This window comes from Embleya sp. NPDC020886, assembly GCF_044333915.1.
Classification (GTDB): Bacteria; Actinomycetota; Actinomycetes; order Streptomycetales; family Streptomycetaceae; genus Embleya.
Map to the genome: position 1 here is coordinate 108,622 of NZ_JBIRRX010000014.1, position 17,353 is coordinate 125,974.

General features: G+C 70.3%; 19 protein-coding genes. 9 read left to right on the forward strand and 10 right to left on the reverse strand.

Annotated features, from left to right (window positions below):
* Positions 1-179 precede the first annotated feature (179 nt).
* The 3 genes from ACH4U8_RS35960 to ACH4U8_RS35970 all read right to left on the reverse strand — a co-directional run bounded on the left by ACH4U8_RS35960 (position 180) and on the right by ACH4U8_RS35970 (position 1,835).
* Positions 180-470 carry a hypothetical protein gene (locus tag ACH4U8_RS35960; protein ID WP_360311990.1) on the reverse strand — a complete coding sequence of 97 codons (291 nt, stop codon included), beginning with the start codon at positions 468-470 and terminating at the stop codon, positions 180-182.
* Positions 471-537: 67 nt separating this feature from the next.
* Positions 538-1,077 (reverse strand): nuclear transport factor 2 family protein, encoded by a 540-nt coding sequence (locus tag ACH4U8_RS35965; RefSeq protein ID WP_395782522.1) that lies wholly within the window; start codon positions 1,075-1,077, stop codon positions 538-540.
* Between the two features lie 14 nt (positions 1,078-1,091).
* The gene (locus tag ACH4U8_RS35970; protein WP_360311994.1) at positions 1,092-1,835 is read right to left on the reverse strand and encodes a nuclear transport factor 2 family protein; all 744 of its coding nucleotides are present in this window, start codon (positions 1,833-1,835) and stop codon (positions 1,092-1,094) included.
* A 225-nt stretch (positions 1,836-2,060) separates the two neighbouring features.
* On the opposite strand from ACH4U8_RS35970, the gene ACH4U8_RS35975 reads away from it, so the two are divergent.
* The gene (locus tag ACH4U8_RS35975) at positions 2,061-2,483 is read left to right on the forward strand and encodes a hypothetical protein (RefSeq protein WP_360311996.1); all 423 of its coding nucleotides are present in this window, start codon (positions 2,061-2,063) and stop codon (positions 2,481-2,483) included.
* 42 nt (positions 2,484-2,525) lie between these two features.
* On the opposite strand, the gene ACH4U8_RS35980 is transcribed toward ACH4U8_RS35975, so the two are convergent.
* Positions 2,526-4,634 (reverse strand): serine/threonine protein kinase, encoded by a 2,109-nt coding sequence (locus tag ACH4U8_RS35980; protein ID WP_395782523.1) that lies wholly within the window; start codon positions 4,632-4,634, stop codon positions 2,526-2,528.
* A gap of 308 nt (positions 4,635-4,942) precedes the next feature.
* Between ACH4U8_RS35980 and ACH4U8_RS35985 the strand changes: the two genes are divergently transcribed.
* Positions 4,943-5,134, forward strand: a complete 192-nt coding sequence (locus tag ACH4U8_RS35985; RefSeq protein ID WP_360312000.1) for a ferredoxin — start codon at positions 4,943-4,945, stop codon at positions 5,132-5,134.
* Positions 5,135-5,159: 25 nt separating this feature from the next.
* Here the strand turns inward: ACH4U8_RS35985 and ACH4U8_RS35990 are convergent, their stop codons facing one another.
* Positions 5,160-6,170 (reverse strand): RDD family protein, encoded by a 1,011-nt coding sequence (locus ACH4U8_RS35990; RefSeq protein WP_395782524.1) that lies wholly within the window; start codon positions 6,168-6,170, stop codon positions 5,160-5,162.
* Between the two features lie 78 nt (positions 6,171-6,248).
* Positions 6,249-7,346: a S1C family serine protease gene (locus ACH4U8_RS35995; RefSeq protein WP_379989873.1), complete on the reverse strand. Its 1,098-nt coding sequence runs from the start codon at positions 7,344-7,346 to the stop codon at positions 6,249-6,251.
* Positions 7,347-7,578: 232 nt separating this feature from the next.
* Here ACH4U8_RS35995 and ACH4U8_RS36000 point away from each other — a divergent pair, with 232 nt between their 5' ends.
* The 6 genes from ACH4U8_RS36000 (at position 7,579) to ACH4U8_RS36025 (ending at position 11,563) form a co-directional block, all read left to right on the forward strand.
* Positions 7,579-8,019, forward strand: coding sequence for a nuclear transport factor 2 family protein (locus ACH4U8_RS36000; RefSeq protein ID WP_395782525.1), 441 nt, complete (start codon positions 7,579-7,581; stop codon positions 8,017-8,019).
* 22 nt (positions 8,020-8,041) lie between these two features.
* The gene (locus ACH4U8_RS36005) at positions 8,042-8,518 is read left to right on the forward strand and encodes a GNAT family N-acetyltransferase (RefSeq protein ID WP_360312008.1); all 477 of its coding nucleotides are present in this window, start codon (positions 8,042-8,044) and stop codon (positions 8,516-8,518) included.
* 139 nt (positions 8,519-8,657) lie between these two features.
* Positions 8,658-8,855, forward strand: a complete 198-nt coding sequence (locus ACH4U8_RS36010) for a hypothetical protein (protein ID WP_395782526.1) — start codon at positions 8,658-8,660, stop codon at positions 8,853-8,855.
* Entirely contained in the window at positions 8,839-9,363 is a 525-nt protein-coding gene (locus ACH4U8_RS36015; protein ID WP_395782527.1) for a DUF6879 family protein, read from the forward strand. Before ACH4U8_RS36010 ends, ACH4U8_RS36015 begins: the two co-directional genes overlap by 17 nt.
* Entirely contained in the window at positions 9,360-10,193 is an 834-nt protein-coding gene (locus ACH4U8_RS36020) for a helix-turn-helix domain-containing protein (protein WP_395782528.1), read from the forward strand. The genes ACH4U8_RS36015 and ACH4U8_RS36020 overlap by 4 nt, the downstream gene beginning before the upstream one ends.
* A gap of 152 nt (positions 10,194-10,345) precedes the next feature.
* Positions 10,346-11,563: a methyltransferase domain-containing protein gene (locus ACH4U8_RS36025; RefSeq protein ID WP_395782529.1), complete on the forward strand. Its 1,218-nt coding sequence runs from the start codon at positions 10,346-10,348 to the stop codon at positions 11,561-11,563.
* A gap of 108 nt (positions 11,564-11,671) precedes the next feature.
* On the opposite strand, the gene ACH4U8_RS36030 is transcribed toward ACH4U8_RS36025, so the two are convergent.
* The 3 genes from ACH4U8_RS36030 to ACH4U8_RS36040 form a co-directional block, all read right to left on the reverse strand.
* Complete coding sequence (locus tag ACH4U8_RS36030) at positions 11,672-12,883, reverse strand: MFS transporter (RefSeq protein WP_395782530.1); 1,212 nt, start codon at positions 12,881-12,883, stop codon at positions 11,672-11,674.
* 275 nt (positions 12,884-13,158) lie between these two features.
* Positions 13,159-14,307: a CapA family protein gene (locus ACH4U8_RS36035; protein WP_395782531.1), complete on the reverse strand. Its 1,149-nt coding sequence runs from the start codon at positions 14,305-14,307 to the stop codon at positions 13,159-13,161.
* Positions 14,308-14,388: 81 nt separating this feature from the next.
* Positions 14,389-14,925 carry a hypothetical protein gene (locus ACH4U8_RS36040; RefSeq protein ID WP_360312020.1) on the reverse strand — a complete coding sequence of 179 codons (537 nt, stop codon included), beginning with the start codon at positions 14,923-14,925 and terminating at the stop codon, positions 14,389-14,391.
* A gap of 210 nt (positions 14,926-15,135) precedes the next feature.
* On the opposite strand from ACH4U8_RS36040, the gene ACH4U8_RS36045 reads away from it, so the two are divergent.
* Entirely contained in the window at positions 15,136-15,816 is a 681-nt protein-coding gene (locus ACH4U8_RS36045; protein ID WP_395782532.1) for a DedA family protein, read from the forward strand.
* Positions 15,817-15,927: 111 nt separating this feature from the next.
* On the opposite strand, the gene ACH4U8_RS36050 is transcribed toward ACH4U8_RS36045, so the two are convergent.
* Positions 15,928-17,154 carry an LLM class flavin-dependent oxidoreductase gene (locus ACH4U8_RS36050; RefSeq protein WP_360312024.1) on the reverse strand — a complete coding sequence of 409 codons (1,227 nt, stop codon included), beginning with the start codon at positions 17,152-17,154 and terminating at the stop codon, positions 15,928-15,930.
* Between the last annotated feature and the right edge of the window lie 199 nt (positions 17,155-17,353).

The window sequence follows — 17,353 nt, forward strand, 5'->3', positions numbered from 1 at the left end:
CCTCCCCGATACAAACTGGGGGGGGCCCCCCCCCCTCGGGCCCCACGGGGGCGGGGGGGGGGGGGCGGCGCCCCCCCCCCCCCCCGGGCCCCCGGGGGGGGGGCGCCCCCCCCCCGGGGCCCCCGCCCCGGCTGTGCCCGGTCCGACAAAGCCCGGTCGGGCCGCCCGCCGGGCCGGTGTCAGCGGTCGGTGCGCCGCCGAGGACGCATCTCGACCGGTCGGACCCGGTAGACACCGCGGTCCCGGTCCTGCTGTTCCTCGGCCACCTGGAGCGCGATCAGGATCTCCAGCGCGCTCCAGGCCATGCCGAGCATGCCCAGGCCGACGAAGAGCATCGCCCACACCCAGAACCAGGTGTGCGCCCAGACGCCGAGCAGGGCGACCATCGCCGCGACGATGGTCAGCGCCAGGAGCACACCGGTGCGCGCCGCCGCGTTTCTCGCGCCGTCCGGAAGCCTGTCGCGCGCCATGGCCGACCTTCCCGCCGCCGAGTAGGCAGTCTGCCGCCGAGTAACCGGTTGCTCCTCGCCTGCCCCGTCATGCGTGGACGGAACCCGATCCGCCCGACTCGTCCGAGGAACGATGGAACTCCCGCCACGTCTCCCAGATGGCCGGCACCGTGCCCGAGCCGAACGAGCGTTCCGGCCAGTTCGCCGGCGGCAGCCCCGCAGGGTTCGCGCCGACATTCGCGCCGTACCACAGGTCGTGCCGACGGCGGGCGAAGTACCACACGCCGTCCCGCCGTTCGTACACGTCGCGGTACAGGATCGCCTGGTGCAACCAGCGCGGTCCCTCCTGGATCTCGGCCTTGCAGTACACGTGTCCGGTCGCGTGGTCCGCGTCCAGCAGGTCGATCACGTGCGTGCCGACGTTGAGGATGGTCACCCCCAACGGAGCCAGTTGGGCCGCGAACGAGGCACGCAACGCGGCGCGCCCGTGCTCCTCCCGGCTCACCCGCACGTCGGGCACGAACAGCCCGCACAACGCGTCCAGGTCCCGGCTGTCCAGGGCCAGCGCGTAGCGCGCGGCGAGTTGACGGATCTGTTCATGGGCCAGCAGCCGTTGTACGTCGTCCATGAACCGACACCCTGTCAGGCTCCGGTACGAACGATCTCCTGCGGGTTGTACACGACCTCCACATACGACCAGCGGCGTCCGCCCGCGTAGTGCAACACCACGTTGACGTCCAGCCCGCCAAAGGGTCCCTCGGCGCGCAGCACCGTCGAGACCCGGTTGCCGTCGATGATGCGCAGCCGGACCCGGTAGCGGCTGAACGGCGAACGCCGAACGCCGTCCCGGATGTACGCGCTCAACGCGTGCCGGCCCTCGACGAAGCCGACCACGTGGTCGCGCACCCGCACCTCGTCGGTGAACACCGCCGCCAGCGGCGCCCATTCGCCGCCCGCCGAGGCCGAGGCCAGACGCGCCGCGAAGTCGCCGAAGGCCCGCCGGATCTCCTCGCGCGGAATCGGCACCGACAGTGGTTCCGGCGCCCAGCCCACGATGCCGCGCAGTTCCGCGCCGTCGTGCCCGGCCGCCGGGCCGCCCGCCCCCCGCCAGCGCGCGATCATCGCGTCCACGCCGTCGCCGTTGCGGAATTCGCCCACCGTCTCGAAGCGATCACCGGCGCCCAGGCGCCGCACGATCTCGGTGCCGGGCACGGTGTATCGCACGGTGCCCCCGGTGGGGTCCGGCAGGTTGAGCCAGACGTAGCGACAGGTCAGATCGCCGTCGATCATCGTCCATTCGGTGAATCGGCGCACCCAGGCGCCCACATCGCCGTCGACCGGTTCGTTCCGCGCGAGTGCCGCCGCCTCGTCCCGGGTGCCGCCCATCGTGCCTCCCCGCATCGGTCCCGGCGGGGTCGGACGCCCGGAGAATTCCGGGCGCTGCCTGCCGCCTCCGGTGCGCGTGATCCTGCCCGCGCCCCGTCGGGAAGTCCAGCCCCCACCCGATCGGAGGAACGGAACCGTCGCCGGCTGGTATACGTATTACCGATCGCAACAAGCTGGCCGGGCTCGATGCGAGCACGATACGAAGTGGAAGCGGAGGGGACGCGAGTGATCCGGTACAGGGTCCGGGTGGACTTCTACCAGGACGTCCCACCGGACCGTCCCCCGACGGGGTACGTGGGCTCGTTGCTCTCGGGCGACTTCGCCGGACCGGCCCTGCCGCGCGGCGGCGACTCGATCTCGGCGATCCCGCTGGGCGGTGCGCACATAGGGCCGTGGACCGGCGGTCCATACATGATGGTCCACCGGGTCGAGCACCACCCGGTTCCGGTGGACGGCGAGGGCCACATAGTCCAGTGGTGGGAGCAGTATCCCCAGCCCTCGGTACACGTGGTCGTCAACGCCGAGTGGCCGGACACCGAGGAGTCCGAGCACGAGTTGATGAACCTGTACGAGGAGCAGAGCTGGAGTTCGTTCCCGGCCGGACCGGAGAACCCGTTCCTGCCGGTCACCGCGGCGGCCGACTTCTAGCCTCGACCTCCGCGGCGTCTTGGTTGCGTTGGGCGTGGCGGGTTACGCAGCAGGTTTCTTGTAGCCCGTCAGGCTCACCGACGCCAGGATCTTGTTCAGGTCCGTGTCGTACTCGCGGGACAGCCCCGCCGTGGAGAACGAGATCATCGACTGCGGCAGCCACCACACCTGGGGCTGGAACGAGTCGCCGCCCTTGCACGTCACGGTGAACGACGCGTACTCGAACGTCAGGCTGTTCTTGCCCGGTTCGACGAACTTCTTCCCATCGCTCCGGCTGGTCGGCGGCGCCGTGTCGGCGGTCTTGGGGATGCAGGTCGGCTTCGCCCCCAGGGTCCAGCCCGCCTGATCCTTGAAGTCGACCTTGCGCTCGCCGGACTTGCCGACCCAGATCCGCAGGCCGGCGCGCTCGCACGTGGTGCGCTGCGCGGCCGGCGTCGCGCTCGGCAGTACACACACCTCGGTGTCGCTGACCTGCTTGAGCTCCCACGTGGCCGGCACGGCGAACTTCATCCCCTTGATGTCCTGGGTGAAGCCGCCCGCCTTGCCGGTGAGTTTGGGGGCCTCGGCGGTCGGACTCTTCTTCGTCTCCGGCTTCTTGGGGTCCTCGTCCTTGCCGCGCAGCGCGAACACCGCGCCGGCCCCGATCGCCAGGACCGCGATGACGCTGCCGCCCAGGACGAACAGGCGCCGCCGGCCGGAGCCGCCGCCCGAGCCGCCGGAGCCGCCCTGCCGGGCCGCGGCCCGACCGGTGGGCGGCGTGCCGTGGGCGCCGTGGGCGGTGGGCGCCTGATGGACATTCGCCGGGTGGCCCTGCCCGGCGGTGCCGTATTGCCCGGAAGGGGCTCCGTACTGGCCCGAGGGCGCACCGTGCTGACCGGACGGCGGGCCGTACTGACCGGAGGGCGGACCGTACTGGCCGGAAGCGGCGCCGTGTTGGCCCGAGGGGGCGCCGTACTGGCCGGAGGACGCCCCGTATTGCCCGGAGGGCTGCGGCGGGACGCCGTGCGCGCCCGAGGTCGGGGTGTCTCGGTAGAGCGGCGGTTGCGTCGGGGACGCGCCGTACGGGTCGTGCGAGGGCCGGCCGGGCCCGGCCGGCGGCGGTGGCACCGCGGGCGCGCCGAACGCGGCGGTGCCACCCGAGCGCGCGGGACCGCGCGGCGGCTCGTACACCCGCGGCTGCACGGGCGGCGGCGTCTGCGGCGGCGGGCTCTGCTGAACCTGCCAGGGGCCGCCGGTCGCGGGCGTGGTCCACAACTGCCCGATCAACGACGTGGCATCGGCCACCGGGTCGAGCGAGGGCGCCGCGGCGTTGCCGAGCGCGCCGCGCCACACGTGGGTGACCGAGGCCAGCAACTCACGGGCGTGCGGGCGGTAGTGCGGTTCCTTGTCGGAAGCCCGCTTGACGATCAGGCGCAGTACGTCCGGCACGCCGGACAGGTCGGCCTCCTCCTGGAGCACGCGCAGCGCGACCACTTCGGGTGCGCCGGTGCCGAACGGAATGACTCCGGTGGCGGCGTAGGTGATCAGCATGGCCCAGGCGTACACGTCGGCGGCGGGCGTGCTGTCGTGGCCCTTGAAGCGCTCCGGGCTCATCCACGCGGGTGAGCCGATCATCATGCCGGTGCGGGTCAGCCCGCTGTCCTCCATGGACCGGGCGATGCCCAGGTCGAGCACCCGCGGCCCGGCGGGCGAACAGATGATGTTCTGCGGCTTGAGGTCGCGGTGGATCACGTCCGCGTCGTGCAACGCGACCAGTGCCTCGGCGAGTCCGGCCGCCAGGCCCAGCAACTCGTCGCCGTGCATCGGGCCGCCCTGGTTGACCCGCACGTCCAGGGTCGGCCCCGGCACGTACTCGGTCGCGAACCACGGTGTCTCGGCGTCGACATCGGCGTCCAGCACCGGCGTCGTACAGGTGCCCTTGATCGCGCGCAGCAGGTTGACCTCGCGGGTGAACCGGGCCCGGAATTCGGGATCGTCCGCGTACTGCGCGTGCACCACCTTGACCGCGACCCGGCGTTCGTAGTCGTCCAGGCCCGCGTACACCGCGCCCATTCCGCCCGCGCCGAGTCTGCCGGTGATCCGGAACGGTCCGATGTGCTGCGGATCACCCGGACGCAACGAACGTATCTCGGCGCCGCCATCGGCCGTCATGGACGTGCCTCCCGTGTTGGTTCGCCGGCCCGCCGCTGCGGCCGTACCGGGATGGAATCCTCTCATCCGGTCTTGTGACCTCCCCAGGGCACCGGCTGGTTCCCCGTTCGGGCGAAAAGGCTCGCCTTACCCGAGGGGGTGCGTGATAGGCCAGCGGTTGCGCCGGGTGTGGCAACGCCTCGGCGTGGGACGACGGTTCGCGGATCGGCCGGTGCGACCTTCGGGACGCACCGGCTGGGACCGCCGTCGTCCGGCAGCGTTTCGAGGTAATGCCGCATCGCTCCGCTTCCACGACCGAAGGGCCGAACGTGAAGATCGTCGTCGACTTCGACAAGTGCAAGAGCAACGCACTCTGCATGGCCGAGGCACCCGAGGTGTTCGAGGTCCGGGATGACAACTTCCTCTACATCCTGAACGAAAACCCCGGGCGGGAGTTGCGGTCGCAGGTGGAGGAGGCGGCCCGGGTCTGTCCGACCCGAGCCATCTCGATCCAGGAGTGACGCGGTGCCGGGTCGGGGCGGGGCGTCAGCCCTCCCCGGGCCGGTTCACGTCCTCGGGCCGGGCCCCGGCGGTTCGACTCGACTGCCACCGGTCGCGGGCGCCGCGGGCGCCCTGGGCCATCATCCCGGACGCGCCGCGCGCCCCTTGGACCATCGCCGCGGACGCGTTGCGGGTGGCCGACCAACCCCGGGCGAGCAGCCGGACGTTCACCACGACGGTGCCGGCGGTCCGGTCGTGCCAGGTGCGTCGACGCGGCCCGAGCACGGCCAGCGGGTCCAGGAAGCCGATCAGGGTCAGCAGCGCGAACAGGCCCGCCGTGCCCCATTGGCGCAGCGCGACCTCGTACCAGGTGAGCAACAGCGCGGCCCACGGCACCACCACGGCCACCAGGGTGCGCCGGGCCGCCCGCCATCCGCCGACCGGCACCCGGCCGCCGACCGCCTGCGCCGACGTGCCGACCGGTACCACCTTCGCGCCGACCATGATCTTGCCCAACGTGCGGCCGAACCGCGCGTGCATGAACCAGTCGTAGAGGGCGGGCACCAGCAGGTGCGCGAGGATCAGCAGGAGCAGCAGCGTCTTGGTGGTGCCCCACAGGCCGTCCACCGCCTCCAGCGGCGCGCGTTGGGCCTCGCCGGCTCGACCGAACACGACGTCCAGGAACGCGGTACGGACCACCTTGGTGGGCAGATCCGCGGCCTTGGTCTGGAGGTAGTGGTAGGCCAGGAACCACAGCGGCAGCACGAGTGCGGTGGTGAGCAGGTAGTCCGCGGTGCGGGCGATCAGGCGCATGGTGCGGGACGCGAGCGGGAGTCGGTCGGCGTCGGCCGGCATCGAGGTCGGGAACGGCGGCGGCGTGCCGGGCGGCGGGTGGCCCGGGGCGAACGGCCGCACTGCGAGCGGCTGTCCCTGACCCGGGATCAGGGACGGTGCGGCCGCGGGCGGTTGGTGCCAGGACAGGTGTGGATCACCGTCGACGGTTGGTTGTTCCCCGTACGGCGACCCTGGCCCGCGTGGGGGCTGGGGGATCGTCATGAGCGGGACGTTATCGCGTAGATCGTCCCTTCCGTCGGGTCGGCGGACGAATTCGGGACCTGTTCTTCGGTGATGCGATCAGCTCTTGAGCTCGCCCAGGGTCACCTCCACGGTGGTTTTGTCGCCGTCGCCGGCGCGGATCAGGCTCACCTTGACCTTGTCGCCGGGCTGCTTGCCGCCCAGCACCTCGGACAGGGCCGCGACGTCCGGGACTTCCTGGTCGTCGATCGCGGTGATCACGTCGCCCGGGGCGATGCCCGCGGCCTTGGCGGCGCCGCCGTCCTGGACGGAGACCACGCCGACGCCGGCGGGCCGGCCGTTCGGCCCGGCCACGGTGCGCACCGTCACGCCGAGCGCGGCCTTGCCCGAGTTGTCCACCTTGCCGTTCTTGATGATCTGGTCGGTGATCGACTTGACCGTGTTGGCGGGGATGGCGAAGCCGATGCCGGGGGCCGCCCCGTTGTTCTCCGGGTCGGTCGCGGCCAGGGTGGGGATGCCGATCACCCGGCTGTCCAGGTCGACGAGCGCGCCGCCGCTGTTGCCCGGGTTGATCGCGGCCGAGGTCTGGATCGCGCTGGAGATGGTCGCGCCCGGCGAGTCGGCGGCCTGCGGCTCGCTGACGGTGCGGCCGATCGCCGAGACGATGCCCTCGGTGACGCTGGAATCCAGACCCAGCGGATTGCCCATGGCCATGGTGATCTGGCCGACCTGGAGCTTGCTGGAATCGCCGAACCGGGCGGGCTTGAGGTCGTTGGGCGGGTTGTCCAGGCGGATCACCGCGAGGTCGTCCGGGGCGAAGGCGGCGACGAGCTTGGCGGTGACCGGCTTGCTCGCGTTCGGGAGGGTGACCTCGAAGCTGGTGGCCTGACCGACGACGTGCGCGTTCGTGACGATGTTGCCCTTGTCGTCGTAGACGACCCCGGAGCCCAGACCGGTCGTCGTGGTGATCTGCACGACCGAGGGCAACACGTTGCGCACCACCTGCTGGTACTGCGCCTGGAGGTCGTTCGCGGGCCCGTTGCTCGGCGCGGTCGAGCCGGACGCGGCGGTGCCACTGCTCGCACTCGAACCCTTCTTCGAATCGTCGTCGTCGCTGCACGCGCTCAGCCCGCCGCCCAGCACGATCGCGATGGCCGTCAGCGCGCCCGTGGCCCGTCGCCGCGTCGTCCTGCCCACGATGTCTCCCTCGGGTACGGCGGCTGCCGCCTTGCCGCCGGCGACGGCTCGGTTGCCGATAGCGGGGCGGGTCCCCCGGCCATTCTTCGTACTAACCCCGGGATCGGACTTTTCACCGTCCCGCCGAGGTCATGCCCCTTTCGCCATGTGCTTGTTCGTGTCAAGTTGGCCCCTCACGTCGTCCCCGCGAGCACGGAACGACGCCGCAGCGCCGGAGAGGGTGGGCACGCACATGCTGACGCTTCAGGAGATCTCGGACCGGATGGAGATCCAGGACCTGATGGTCCGGTACTCGCACGCCGTGGACACCGGCGACTGGGACGCGCTGGACACGGTCTTCACCGCCGACGCGCACATCGACTACTCGGCGATGGGCGGCTCCAAGGGCGGCCTGAAGGAGACCAAGGAGTTCCTGGCCTCGGTGATGCCGGGCTTCGGCGCCTACCAACACCTGATATCGAACTCGTCGATCACGGTCGACGGGAACACCGCCACGGGCCGCACCATGTGCCACAACCCGATGGTCTTCAAGGGCGAGGACGACCAGACGCCGGGCCCGGTGATGTTCTGCGGCCTGTGGTACCTCGACACCTTCACGCGGGTGGCCGGCGAGTGGCGGATCGCCTCCCGCAGCGAGGAGAAGTCCTACATGTACGTCGCGCCGACGGCGTAGCGGGCCGGGGTAGCTTCGGAGCATGATCCGCGAAGCCACCGCAGCAGACACCCCCGCCATCCACACCCTGGTCCGCGAACTCGCCGACTACGAGAAGCTGCTGCACGAGGTCAAGGCCACCGAGGCCCAGTTGCACACGGCCCTGTTCGGCCCGAACCCGGCCGCCTTCGCCCTGATCGCCGAGGACGACACCACCGGCGAGGCGGTCGGCTTCGCCCTGTGGTTCCTCAGCTTCTCCACGTGGGAGGGCGTACACGGCATCTACCTCGAAGACCTGTACGTCCGCCCCGGGGCCCGCGGCGCCGGTCACGGCAAAGCCCTGCTCCGCCACCTCGCCACGATCTGCGAAACCCGCGACTACGCCCGCCTCCAATGGGCGGTCCTCGACTGGAACACCCCCAGCATCGCCTTCTACGACTCCCTCGGCGCCACCCCCGAACGCGAATGGATCGGCTACCGCCTCACCGGCCCCGCCTTGACCCGCTTGGCCCAAAGCTGAGCCGACGGCAAGGTTTCTCTCGGTGATCGCGAGGGTTCTCCCGATTTCCCGTTGTCTCAATCGGAACGCCTTGACGTTCCCGCCGCCGCACCAGGAGCATCGAGCGGGAAGGTGGGAGATTTCGGCGATGGGACGGACCATGCCTGTCAAGGTCACCAAGCTCGTAAGCACGTGCGATTTCAAGGACTGCCCCACGCTGTATGCCACGGACCGGGACACGCTTCTCGTCCAAGGGGAAACGCCGTCGGACCACGGCCTGACCATTCCCGCCCACGAAGCCCTGGTCGAGATCCCCATGGATCTGGTTCGGAGGGCAATTCGTGACCACCTCATCTAGCGGCTTCACCGACCTCTTCGACACATTCGACCGCGAAGCTTTCCGGCTGGAGACGCTGGACGACTACGGTCGATCAGGAAATGTGAACGCCTACAAAACATATTTGGCCGGCGGACCCAAGCCCGACGGCTACAACGCCGGCTGGCTGTCCGAGCTGAATGCACACACCGGCGCGGGAAAACGCGTGTACCGCGTCCACATCGTGTCCCGCCCGCTGTCTTCCTACCTGAGGTTCGAGCTCGGCTGGGGATACCGGACCAACATGACCGCCGGCGAGGAGTTCTTCATCCTCGATGTCACGGATCGTCCGAATCCACTGCTCGGGGTCCCGGACTTCTGGCTCTTCGACGCAGAAGTCACCGCGGTCATGAACTACGACGGTGCGGGCGGCTTCAGCGGCGCGGATGTGCTGCCCGAGGACCGCACGCCGGAGTTCGTGGCGCATCGCGACACCGCCCTCGATCACGCCGTACCGTTCACCACCTGGTGGGCCGAGTACGGGGAGTGAACAAGGGGCAGCTCGGCGCAGCGCTCCGGGCCGTACGACAGGCATCCGGCAAGGAAGCCAAGGTCGTCGCCCGGGGCGCCCTCATGTCGCAAAGCAAGCTGAGCAAGATCGAAAACGCCGGACTGACACCGAGCGTGACCGACGTCGGACGCATTCTGGCCGCTATCGGGATATCCGCCGAGGCCAGGCACGAGTACATCGAGGCGGCCCGAGAAGCGGCCACCGAGGCGATCGCCTGGCGTCACCTGAAGCGCGCCGGCGCCCACCGGGGGCAGCAGGCGGCGCAGGCACTCGACGCGCAGATGTCGATGCTCCGGCTCTTTCAACCGGCACTCGTCCCCGGACTGCTCCAGACACCCGAGTACATTCGTGCGGTTCTCGGCCGCCACGGACTGAGCGAGGACGCTCTCACCCGAACGATTTCCGGGCGCCTGGAGCGACAAGGCATCCTGCATGACGGCACCAAGTCTTTGCGCTTCGTCGTCACGGAATCGGTCCTTCGATGGCGGATCATCCCGGCGCGAATGATGGCCGGTCAGCTCGACCGGATCGTTTCGGTGTCCCGTCTTCCGAACGTCGACATCCGCGTCGTCCCCATGAACGCAACGCAGACCGATATCGCCAATCACTCGTTCGTAATCAGGGACGACCACCTGGTGACGATCGAGGCCATTCACGCCGAGCTCGTTGTCACCGATCCCCGTGATATCAAGCTGTACGTCCGAAAATTCGAAGATTTCGCCGCCTCGGCTCTGTGCGGCGAACCTATGCGCTCCGCCCTGGAGGGAATTCGAGACGAGTTCTTGACGGAGCGGGAAATCGGTCGGTGAAGCGCCCGTGCCGCGGCTAGCTTGATGGGCATCTCAAGCAAGAGGGAGATCTCCATGGGAAAGCACCGAAACCCCGCGACCGACGACGGACACCAGCCGGAAAAGCTCGCTCCGCGGGCGAATCCCGGCTCGTCGAAGGGGCGGTGAGGCGGATGTCGGTCGAGGCGAGGGCCCTGTGGCGGGCCCGGGTCGATTTGCTGCGGCGGGTCGAGGTGGCCGTCGGGGTGCTGCCCCAGGTGTGGCGGGAGGCGTTTCTGGGGGTGCCGAGGCACGTTTTCCTCCCGGACGTGGTGTGGCTGCGCCGCCCCGACGGCGACCGGCACGAGCGCTGCGAGCGGGTGTCGGAGCCGGAGCGCTGGTGGACGGCCGCGTACGCGGACACTCCGGTGGTGGTGCAGGTGTGCGACGGCGACGCGCCCCGGCCCGGCGGGCCCGAGTGGCCGTCGTCCGCGGCCTCGCAACCCTCGATCGTGGCGGCCACGCTGGTTGCGCTGGACGTGGCCGACGGACACCGCGTGCTGGAGATCGGTACCGGGACGGGATGGAACGCCGGACTGCTTGCCCACCGGGTGGGCGACGACCGCCTCGTGACGATCGAAGTGCACGCCGATCTCGCCCGAATCGCCCGAAGCCGGTTGGCGGCCCTGGACCGGCACCCCACCGTCGTGTGGGGAGACGGCGCCGAGGGCTGGGCGACCGGCGCGCCCTACGACCGCATCGTGTGCACCGCCGCCGTGACCCACCTCCCGCCCGCCTGGATTCGGCAGTGCCGGCCAGGAGCCGTCATCGTCACCCCCTGGGCAAGCGCGTGGACCGCCAACGGCACCCTGGTGGCCGAAGTCGACGATCGAGGCCGTGCGCACGGCCGCTTCCGTACCGGCGGCGCCTTCATGCACCTGCGCGGACACCGCTCCCGCAGCACCGACATCGGCCGAGTCGTCTCCCCGGAGCACGCCGCCACACCGAGCACCACCACGCTGTCCCCCTGGGCCGTGGCCGGCGGCGACCCCGTCGCCGAGTTCGCGATCGGCCTGAGCGCGCCCGGCGTCTGGCACCACTGGGACGAGGACGGCGACGTCGACGGCGTACACACCCGCCTGTGGCTGGGCGACGAGGCCGGCACGTCGTGGGCGAGCGTCGACCACGACGGACACCGACTCACCGACTTCGCCGTCCGCCAACACGGCCCGCGCCACCTGTGGAACGAGATCGAGGCGGCGTGGTCCCGCTGGTGCGCCGCGGGCCGCCCCGGCATCGAAGCCTTCGGCTGGACGGTGTCCGCAGATGGCGAACAGCACGCGCGAGTACCCGAATCCACCGCCCCGCGCCCGACCGGTCGCGGTGGCGAAGCGGCCTCCTGGTCCCTGTGAACGGGCCGGTACCGCCTCGCCTTTCGCTTCCGAAGCAAGATCGCGGCGAGCACGCGGCAGACGGAGACAACCGCCCGATCCCCCACGAAGGCGCACGGTCCCCGGGGGTCACGAAGCCGGCGAGGCCACCTCGTTTCGCGGCTCTTCGAGTGCCGGGCGGGCGATCGGCCGCACCGTGGCGGCGGCGGCCATCAGCGCCGGCAACCCGGCCACCGCGAAGACCAACGGCAGCGGGGCCCGGTCGATCAACAGGCCGCCGGCCGCCGTGCCACCCGAGGCGCCCGCGTTGAGGGCGGTGTTGACCCAGGCGCCGACCCTGGTCCGGGTGTTCGCCGCGGCGCAGGCGTCGGCCAGCAGGTAGGCCGTGGTGATCGCCGGCGCCACGAACAGGCCGGTGACCGCGACGGTCGCGGCCAGGACGTAGAGGTTCGGGGACAGGCCGGCCGCGCCCAGGGACAGGCCGAGCCCGAGCGCGAGCAGCGGCAGGCGGCGGTCGATCGCGATCCGCCAGGGCACCGCGCCGTACGCCAGGCCGCCGACCGCGCTGCCGATCGAGAGCGCGGCCAGGATCCAGGCCACCGCCGCCGCGTGCCCCCGCGCGTCGGCGAACGCGACCGCGAGCAGGTCGATCGCACCCAGACACAGCCCGACCCCGGCGGCGACGACCACCGCACGCCACAACCCGGTTCGGACCGGCGCGGGATGATCCCCGGCTCCCTCCCCGTCGACTCGTCCGGCCCGCGCCGTCGACCGGCCCACCGCCGGCGACGTCACCAGCGCGAGCGTCCCGACCGTGATCAGCCCGGCGCTGACCGCCACCCCCGCCGCCGCGGGCGCCGGCCCCACCAACACGCCCACCAGCAACGGCCCGAACGCGAACAGGATCTCCTCGGCCACCCCGTCCAGGCTGTACGCCCGCTGCAACAACCCCGGATCGGGCGCCAGTTCGCTCCACAACACCCGCATCACCGGTCCGACCGGCGGGGTACAGGCCCCGGCCGCCGCGACCGTGACCCCCAACCACACCCCGGAGACCCCCGGCCGCCAGGTCAGCACCGCGATCACCACCAGCAGCGTCGCGTACACCGCGACCAGCGGCGGCAACACCCGCCGCGGCCCGTACCGGTCGACCAACGCGGCCCGCATCGGCGACAGGAACACACTGGTCGCCCCGAACGACGCCATGATCGTGCCCGCCACCGCGTACGACCCGGTGCCGGCCTTGACCGCCAACAACAACGACAACGCGATCATCCCGTAGGACAGTCGCCCCACCAGCGCGGCCCCGAACGCCCGTCGGGCACCGGGGATCCGCAACACGGCGGCATAGGAGGGAGCCGGCGCACGACGCGCGTCGGCAGGAACGCAAGAGGGCTTGGCAGCCACGATGTCGGGAGTTCCTCCGCGAAGTCGGCACGACGAGAGCCGCGCCGAAGGGCCTGCGTGGACGCCGAAAGCGACCGACCCCGTCAGGGCCCGGTCGCGGCGGTCCTACGCACACAGGAGGAACATGCCCGCCAACCTACCAAGCGCGCCCCGGCCCCGGCCGGCCCGTTTTCGGCCCGCCGCACCGACATCGGCGCCCCCTCGCGGACCTACTTCTTCGGGGCCGCGGTCAATCCGGTGCACGGCCGCAAGGTGTCCCGGCGGTCCAGGATGCGCTTGGCCTCGGCGCCGGTCACCGGCATCGGCACGCCGCGCTTGTCGATCGAGGCCGGGGTGAACTTCTCGTCGACGACCTTGCCGTCCTTGATGGTCAGCGTCGCCACGCCGGTGTCGTTCGAGTTCGGGTACGGAGACGTGCCGTACCAGAGGAAGTTGCCGTAGCCGTAGCCCACATAGGTGTCGCCCAGCCAACCGGCGCCCTGCATCACGTGCGCGTGGGTGCCCAGGATCGCCGCCGCGCCCGCGTCCGCGAGCTTGCGGGTCACGCTCTTCTGGTCCGCGCTCGGGCACTTGTCGCCCTCGATGCCCCAGTGCATGTAGACGATCACCACGTCGGCCTGCTTCTTCGCCTCCCGCACGGCCTGCACCAGCCGGTCGGTCTGCAACGCGGTGGCTATCCCGGGCTTGTTCGGCCCGGCCTGATAGAGCTGGTTGGTGATGTCCTGCACCTGACTCGCGGCCAGGAACGCGACCTTGACGCCCTTGGCCTCCCGAATCACCGGGCGGTACGCCTGCGCCGCGTCCCTGCCGATGCCCACCACGCCGATCGGCGGGTCCTGGATCGCGGCGATCGAGTCCTCCAGGCCGACCTTGCCGTAGTCCACGGCGTGGTTGTTGGCCATGCTGACCGTGTCTATCCCGACCGCCTTCAGCTCGGTCAGCGCCTTCGCCGGGGCCCGGAAGTGGTACGTCTTGTTCTCCGGCGTGCCGCGCTCGGTGATCGCACTCTCCAGATTGACCATCGCCAGATCGGCGGCCGAGAGCGTCTTGCCGATCGGGCCCAGCGCACCCTCGGCGCCCGCGTTCAGGCGGGGCACGGTGCGTTCGAAGAAGTGCACGTCACCCGCGAACGCGACGGAGATCGCGGTGCCCGGTACGGCCGGAGCCGACGGCGCCGCGGACCCGGTGCCCGGCGCCCCCGAGGAGCCGCCCGTACCGACCACCGGATTCGCGTCCGCGGCGTTCTCGGTCTTGCCCGGCGAGTCGTCGGAGTCGGACAGCAGCCCGCAGGAGGCGAGACCGGCGATCAGCAACGGAGCGAGGCCGAGCGCGACGGACCGGCGGCGGGGTATATGCACGCGGACAAGGTAGCCCAGCGACGTACGCGCCCGTACGTACGACCGAGCGTGACGTGAATTACCTCACCCGCGTGCAACGAATCAGCCGTTCAGGGCCTCATAGACCCGGTCGCACAGCTCGGGATGCATGTCGAAGTAGCCCTCTTCGTCCACCTCGAAGGCCCCGGTCCGGAAGCTCTCGGTGACCGTGCGCAACATCAGCGGGATCGACGCGTACACCATCGGCTCGTCCGCGCCCTGCACGTAGCTCGCCACCTGCACGTCCTCGCCGTCCCAGACCGCCGCGTAGAAGTCGGCGGCCGGCGACACGAGCAGCGGCAGCCACTGCACCCCTTCCGGTTGGTCCATCTCGACCTCGTCCCGGAACTCCAGCGCCTCGGCCAGGCTGACCAGGACGTAGCCCGGTATGAACGATGCCTCGTCCACCAGTTGGTCCGGCTCCTCGCGGGTGCCGTCCGCCCAGCCGAACCAGGAGACCAGCTCGGCGGGCACCTCGGCACCCACCCGGGTCCGCACCGCCTCGGCCGGCAGGCCCGGTTCCAGCAGGCGCACGACGGGGCGATCGAGGCCGACCAGCTCCGCCCGCACGGCGTCCAGACCTTCGTGAACGGCGTCCATGCCACGTCCCTCGCGTTGTTCGTTGTGCGTCGAATGATCCGTCTCGAATGAGAGGTCGAGTCGAAGGGATCAAGCGTGACAGACGCCGAACCGATCGGCGCACGGTGCCTGGTTTGTGCGCGCGGTGGGTAGCCGCCGAACGGGCGACCAGACGCGACGACCGTCGCGGTCGCCCACGAACCGGTTCCGAACACCTGCGAGGGAGCGATCGTGGACGCGTGGTTCGATCCGATCATGTCCTTCACGGGTTCCCCGTGGGCCTACCCGATCGTCTTCCTCACCGCGCTGCTGGACGCGATGTTGCCGATCCTGCCGAGTGAGAGCGCGCTGATCGCGTGCGGCGTGTTCGCCACCGTCACCGGCTTCTCGCCCAATCTTTTCCTGCTGATCCTGGCCGGCGCGCTCGGCGCGTTCCTCGGCGACAACATCACCTACGCGATCGGCCGCCGGGCCGAACCGTTCGCGAATCGGCACATGCTCAAGGGCGAGCGCGGCCGACGGGCCCGGGACCGGGCGGAACGCTGGTTGACCGAACGCGGCGGCGTGATGATCGTGGTCGGCCGGTACATCCCCGGCGGCCGCACCGCGGTCTCGCTGGTGGCGGGCATGGTCGGGTATCCGCCCGCCCGGTTTCGGGCGTTCACCGCGTTCGCGGGCCTGACCTGGGCGATCTACGGCGTGCTGCTGGGTTTCTGGGGCGGGACGGCGTTCAAGGACAGCCCGATCAAGGGCGTCGGCGCGGGCCTGGCCACCGCCGCACTGATCACCGTGCTGGTCGAGGTCGTCCGGCGGATCCTCGCCGCCCGCAATCGACGCAGGCGGCGCGGCGCCGAGCGGGGCGAGAGTCCGGACGGCCGATCGCACGAGGAGATCGAACCACGCGCCGGATGAGGGCTCGCGGCGGATTCGCCGGCCCTTTCCGAAACGAGGATTCGATCCGAAAAAGCGCGAGGCCACCGGGATTTCCCCGATGGCCTCGGACCTGTTCGATGTGCGCTCGGATTACGCCGAGGGGTACGGGAGCGGCAGCACCGCGCTCGTCGGGAGCACCTCGACCTTGAGGTCGGGGTCCGGGCCCGCGCCCTGGAAACGACCGAACTTCGGCACCGCGGTACGGCGGTACTTGGTGGTCGAGTGCTCCGGGTCCTTGTCGAACTCGGGGATGACCTGGTTGCCGAAGAGCTCGATCATCTCGAGGTTCTCTTCGTGCGTCATGCCGTCGTTGATACCGAAGACGAGCTGGTCACAGCCCACCTCCTGGTACGCCTTGACCTGCTCGCACACCTCGTCGGGGGTGCCGACGAGCATGAAGCCGCCCTCGATGAGCTGGTCGAGCAGCTCGTCGCCGCCCATCGAGAGGTCGAACGTGGGCGACGGCCAGGTGATCGCGTCCGCCGACTTCGGCATGGTGTCGTGGTACAGGTTCACCAGGGTGACCAGGTAGCCGCGGCCCTTGCTGAGCGCGATCTCGCGAGCGCGCTTGCGGTCGGACAGACAGATGACGGCGTTCGTCATCATCACGTTGTTGTTCTGGTAGTCGCCGATGATCTCGACCGGGTTCTCGGCGGCTTCCTTGTAGGCCTCGATGCGGCCCTTGAGGTTGTAGACCGGTTCGAAGTTGAACGCGATCGCGCCGATGCCCATCGAGCCGGCCTTGCCGAAGGTGGCCGGGTTGCCGCAGGCGACCCAGATCGGCGGGTGCGACTCGCCGTACGGCTTCGGGTGGATGTCGTGCGGGGTCGGCACCGTGAAGTGGTCGCCCTCGAACGTGTAGTCCGTCTGCGCCCACATCCGGGGGATCTCGCGAACGACCTCGTCCCACTCGGTCTTCGTCGAGTTCTTGTCCATGATGTTGAACGAGGCCATCTCGTGGCTGCCCGCGCCGCGGCCGGTGCCCCACTCGAAGCGACCCTCGGTGATGTGGTCCATCATCGCGGCGCGCTCGGCGTAGCGGACCGGGTGCTCCTTGCGCGGCGACAGGCTGTTGATGCCGGTCGCCAGGTGGATGCGCTCGGTCTTGCCCGCGACGTAGCCGATGACGACCTCGGGAGCCGACATGTGGCTGTACTCGACCAGACCGTGGTGCTCGCCGAACCAGGCGTACTTCCAGTTGTGCTTGTCGGCCTTGATGGCCAATTCCATCTCGCGCATGAGCACGAGGTGCTCGCTCGCGCGATCGTGAGCGGCCGGACCGGGGGTGTACCCGTTCAGGAAGATGCCGAACTCCACGTGGAGCCTCCCAAAATCGCCTGGTTCAACCAGCGCTGCATACGCCTGTATGAGGTCTGCGTACGGGACAGTATGCGAGCGTCGGCCGGAACTTTGTTTACACGTGGCTAACGTCACGTCAGATGCCAGGCGCCGCCCGGGACATCGAGCTGACGCATAGTCAGATCCTCTCGCGCCCAAGACGGAAGATCCAGGGGAA

Bases quoted from the DNA above. Each gene is read 5' to 3' on its own strand.
- ACH4U8_RS35960 (WP_360311990.1), bottom strand. From the start codon at position 470: ATGGCGCGCGACAGGCTTCCGGACGGCGCGAGAAACGCGGCGGCGCGC.
- ACH4U8_RS35965 (WP_395782522.1), bottom strand. From the start codon at position 1,077: ATGGACGACGTACAACGGCTGCTGGCCCATGAACAGATCCGTCAACTC.
- ACH4U8_RS35970 (WP_360311994.1), bottom strand. From the start codon at position 1,835: ATGGGCGGCACCCGGGACGAGGCGGCGGCACTCGCGCGGAACGAACCG.
- ACH4U8_RS35980 (WP_395782523.1), bottom strand. From the start codon at position 4,634: ATGACGGCCGATGGCGGCGCCGAGATACGTTCGTTGCGTCCGGGTGAT.
- ACH4U8_RS35990 (WP_395782524.1), bottom strand. From the start codon at position 6,170: ATGACGATCCCCCAGCCCCCACGCGGGCCAGGGTCGCCGTACGGGGAA.
- ACH4U8_RS36000 (WP_395782525.1), top strand. From the start codon at position 7,579: ATGCTGACGCTTCAGGAGATCTCGGACCGGATGGAGATCCAGGACCTG.
- ACH4U8_RS36005 (WP_360312008.1), top strand. From the start codon at position 8,042: ATGATCCGCGAAGCCACCGCAGCAGACACCCCCGCCATCCACACCCTG.
- ACH4U8_RS36010 (WP_395782526.1), top strand. From the start codon at position 8,658: ATGCCTGTCAAGGTCACCAAGCTCGTAAGCACGTGCGATTTCAAGGAC.
- ACH4U8_RS36025 (WP_395782529.1), top strand. From the start codon at position 10,346: ATGTCGGTCGAGGCGAGGGCCCTGTGGCGGGCCCGGGTCGATTTGCTG.
- ACH4U8_RS36040 (WP_360312020.1), bottom strand. From the start codon at position 14,925: ATGGACGCCGTTCACGAAGGTCTGGACGCCGTGCGGGCGGAGCTGGTC.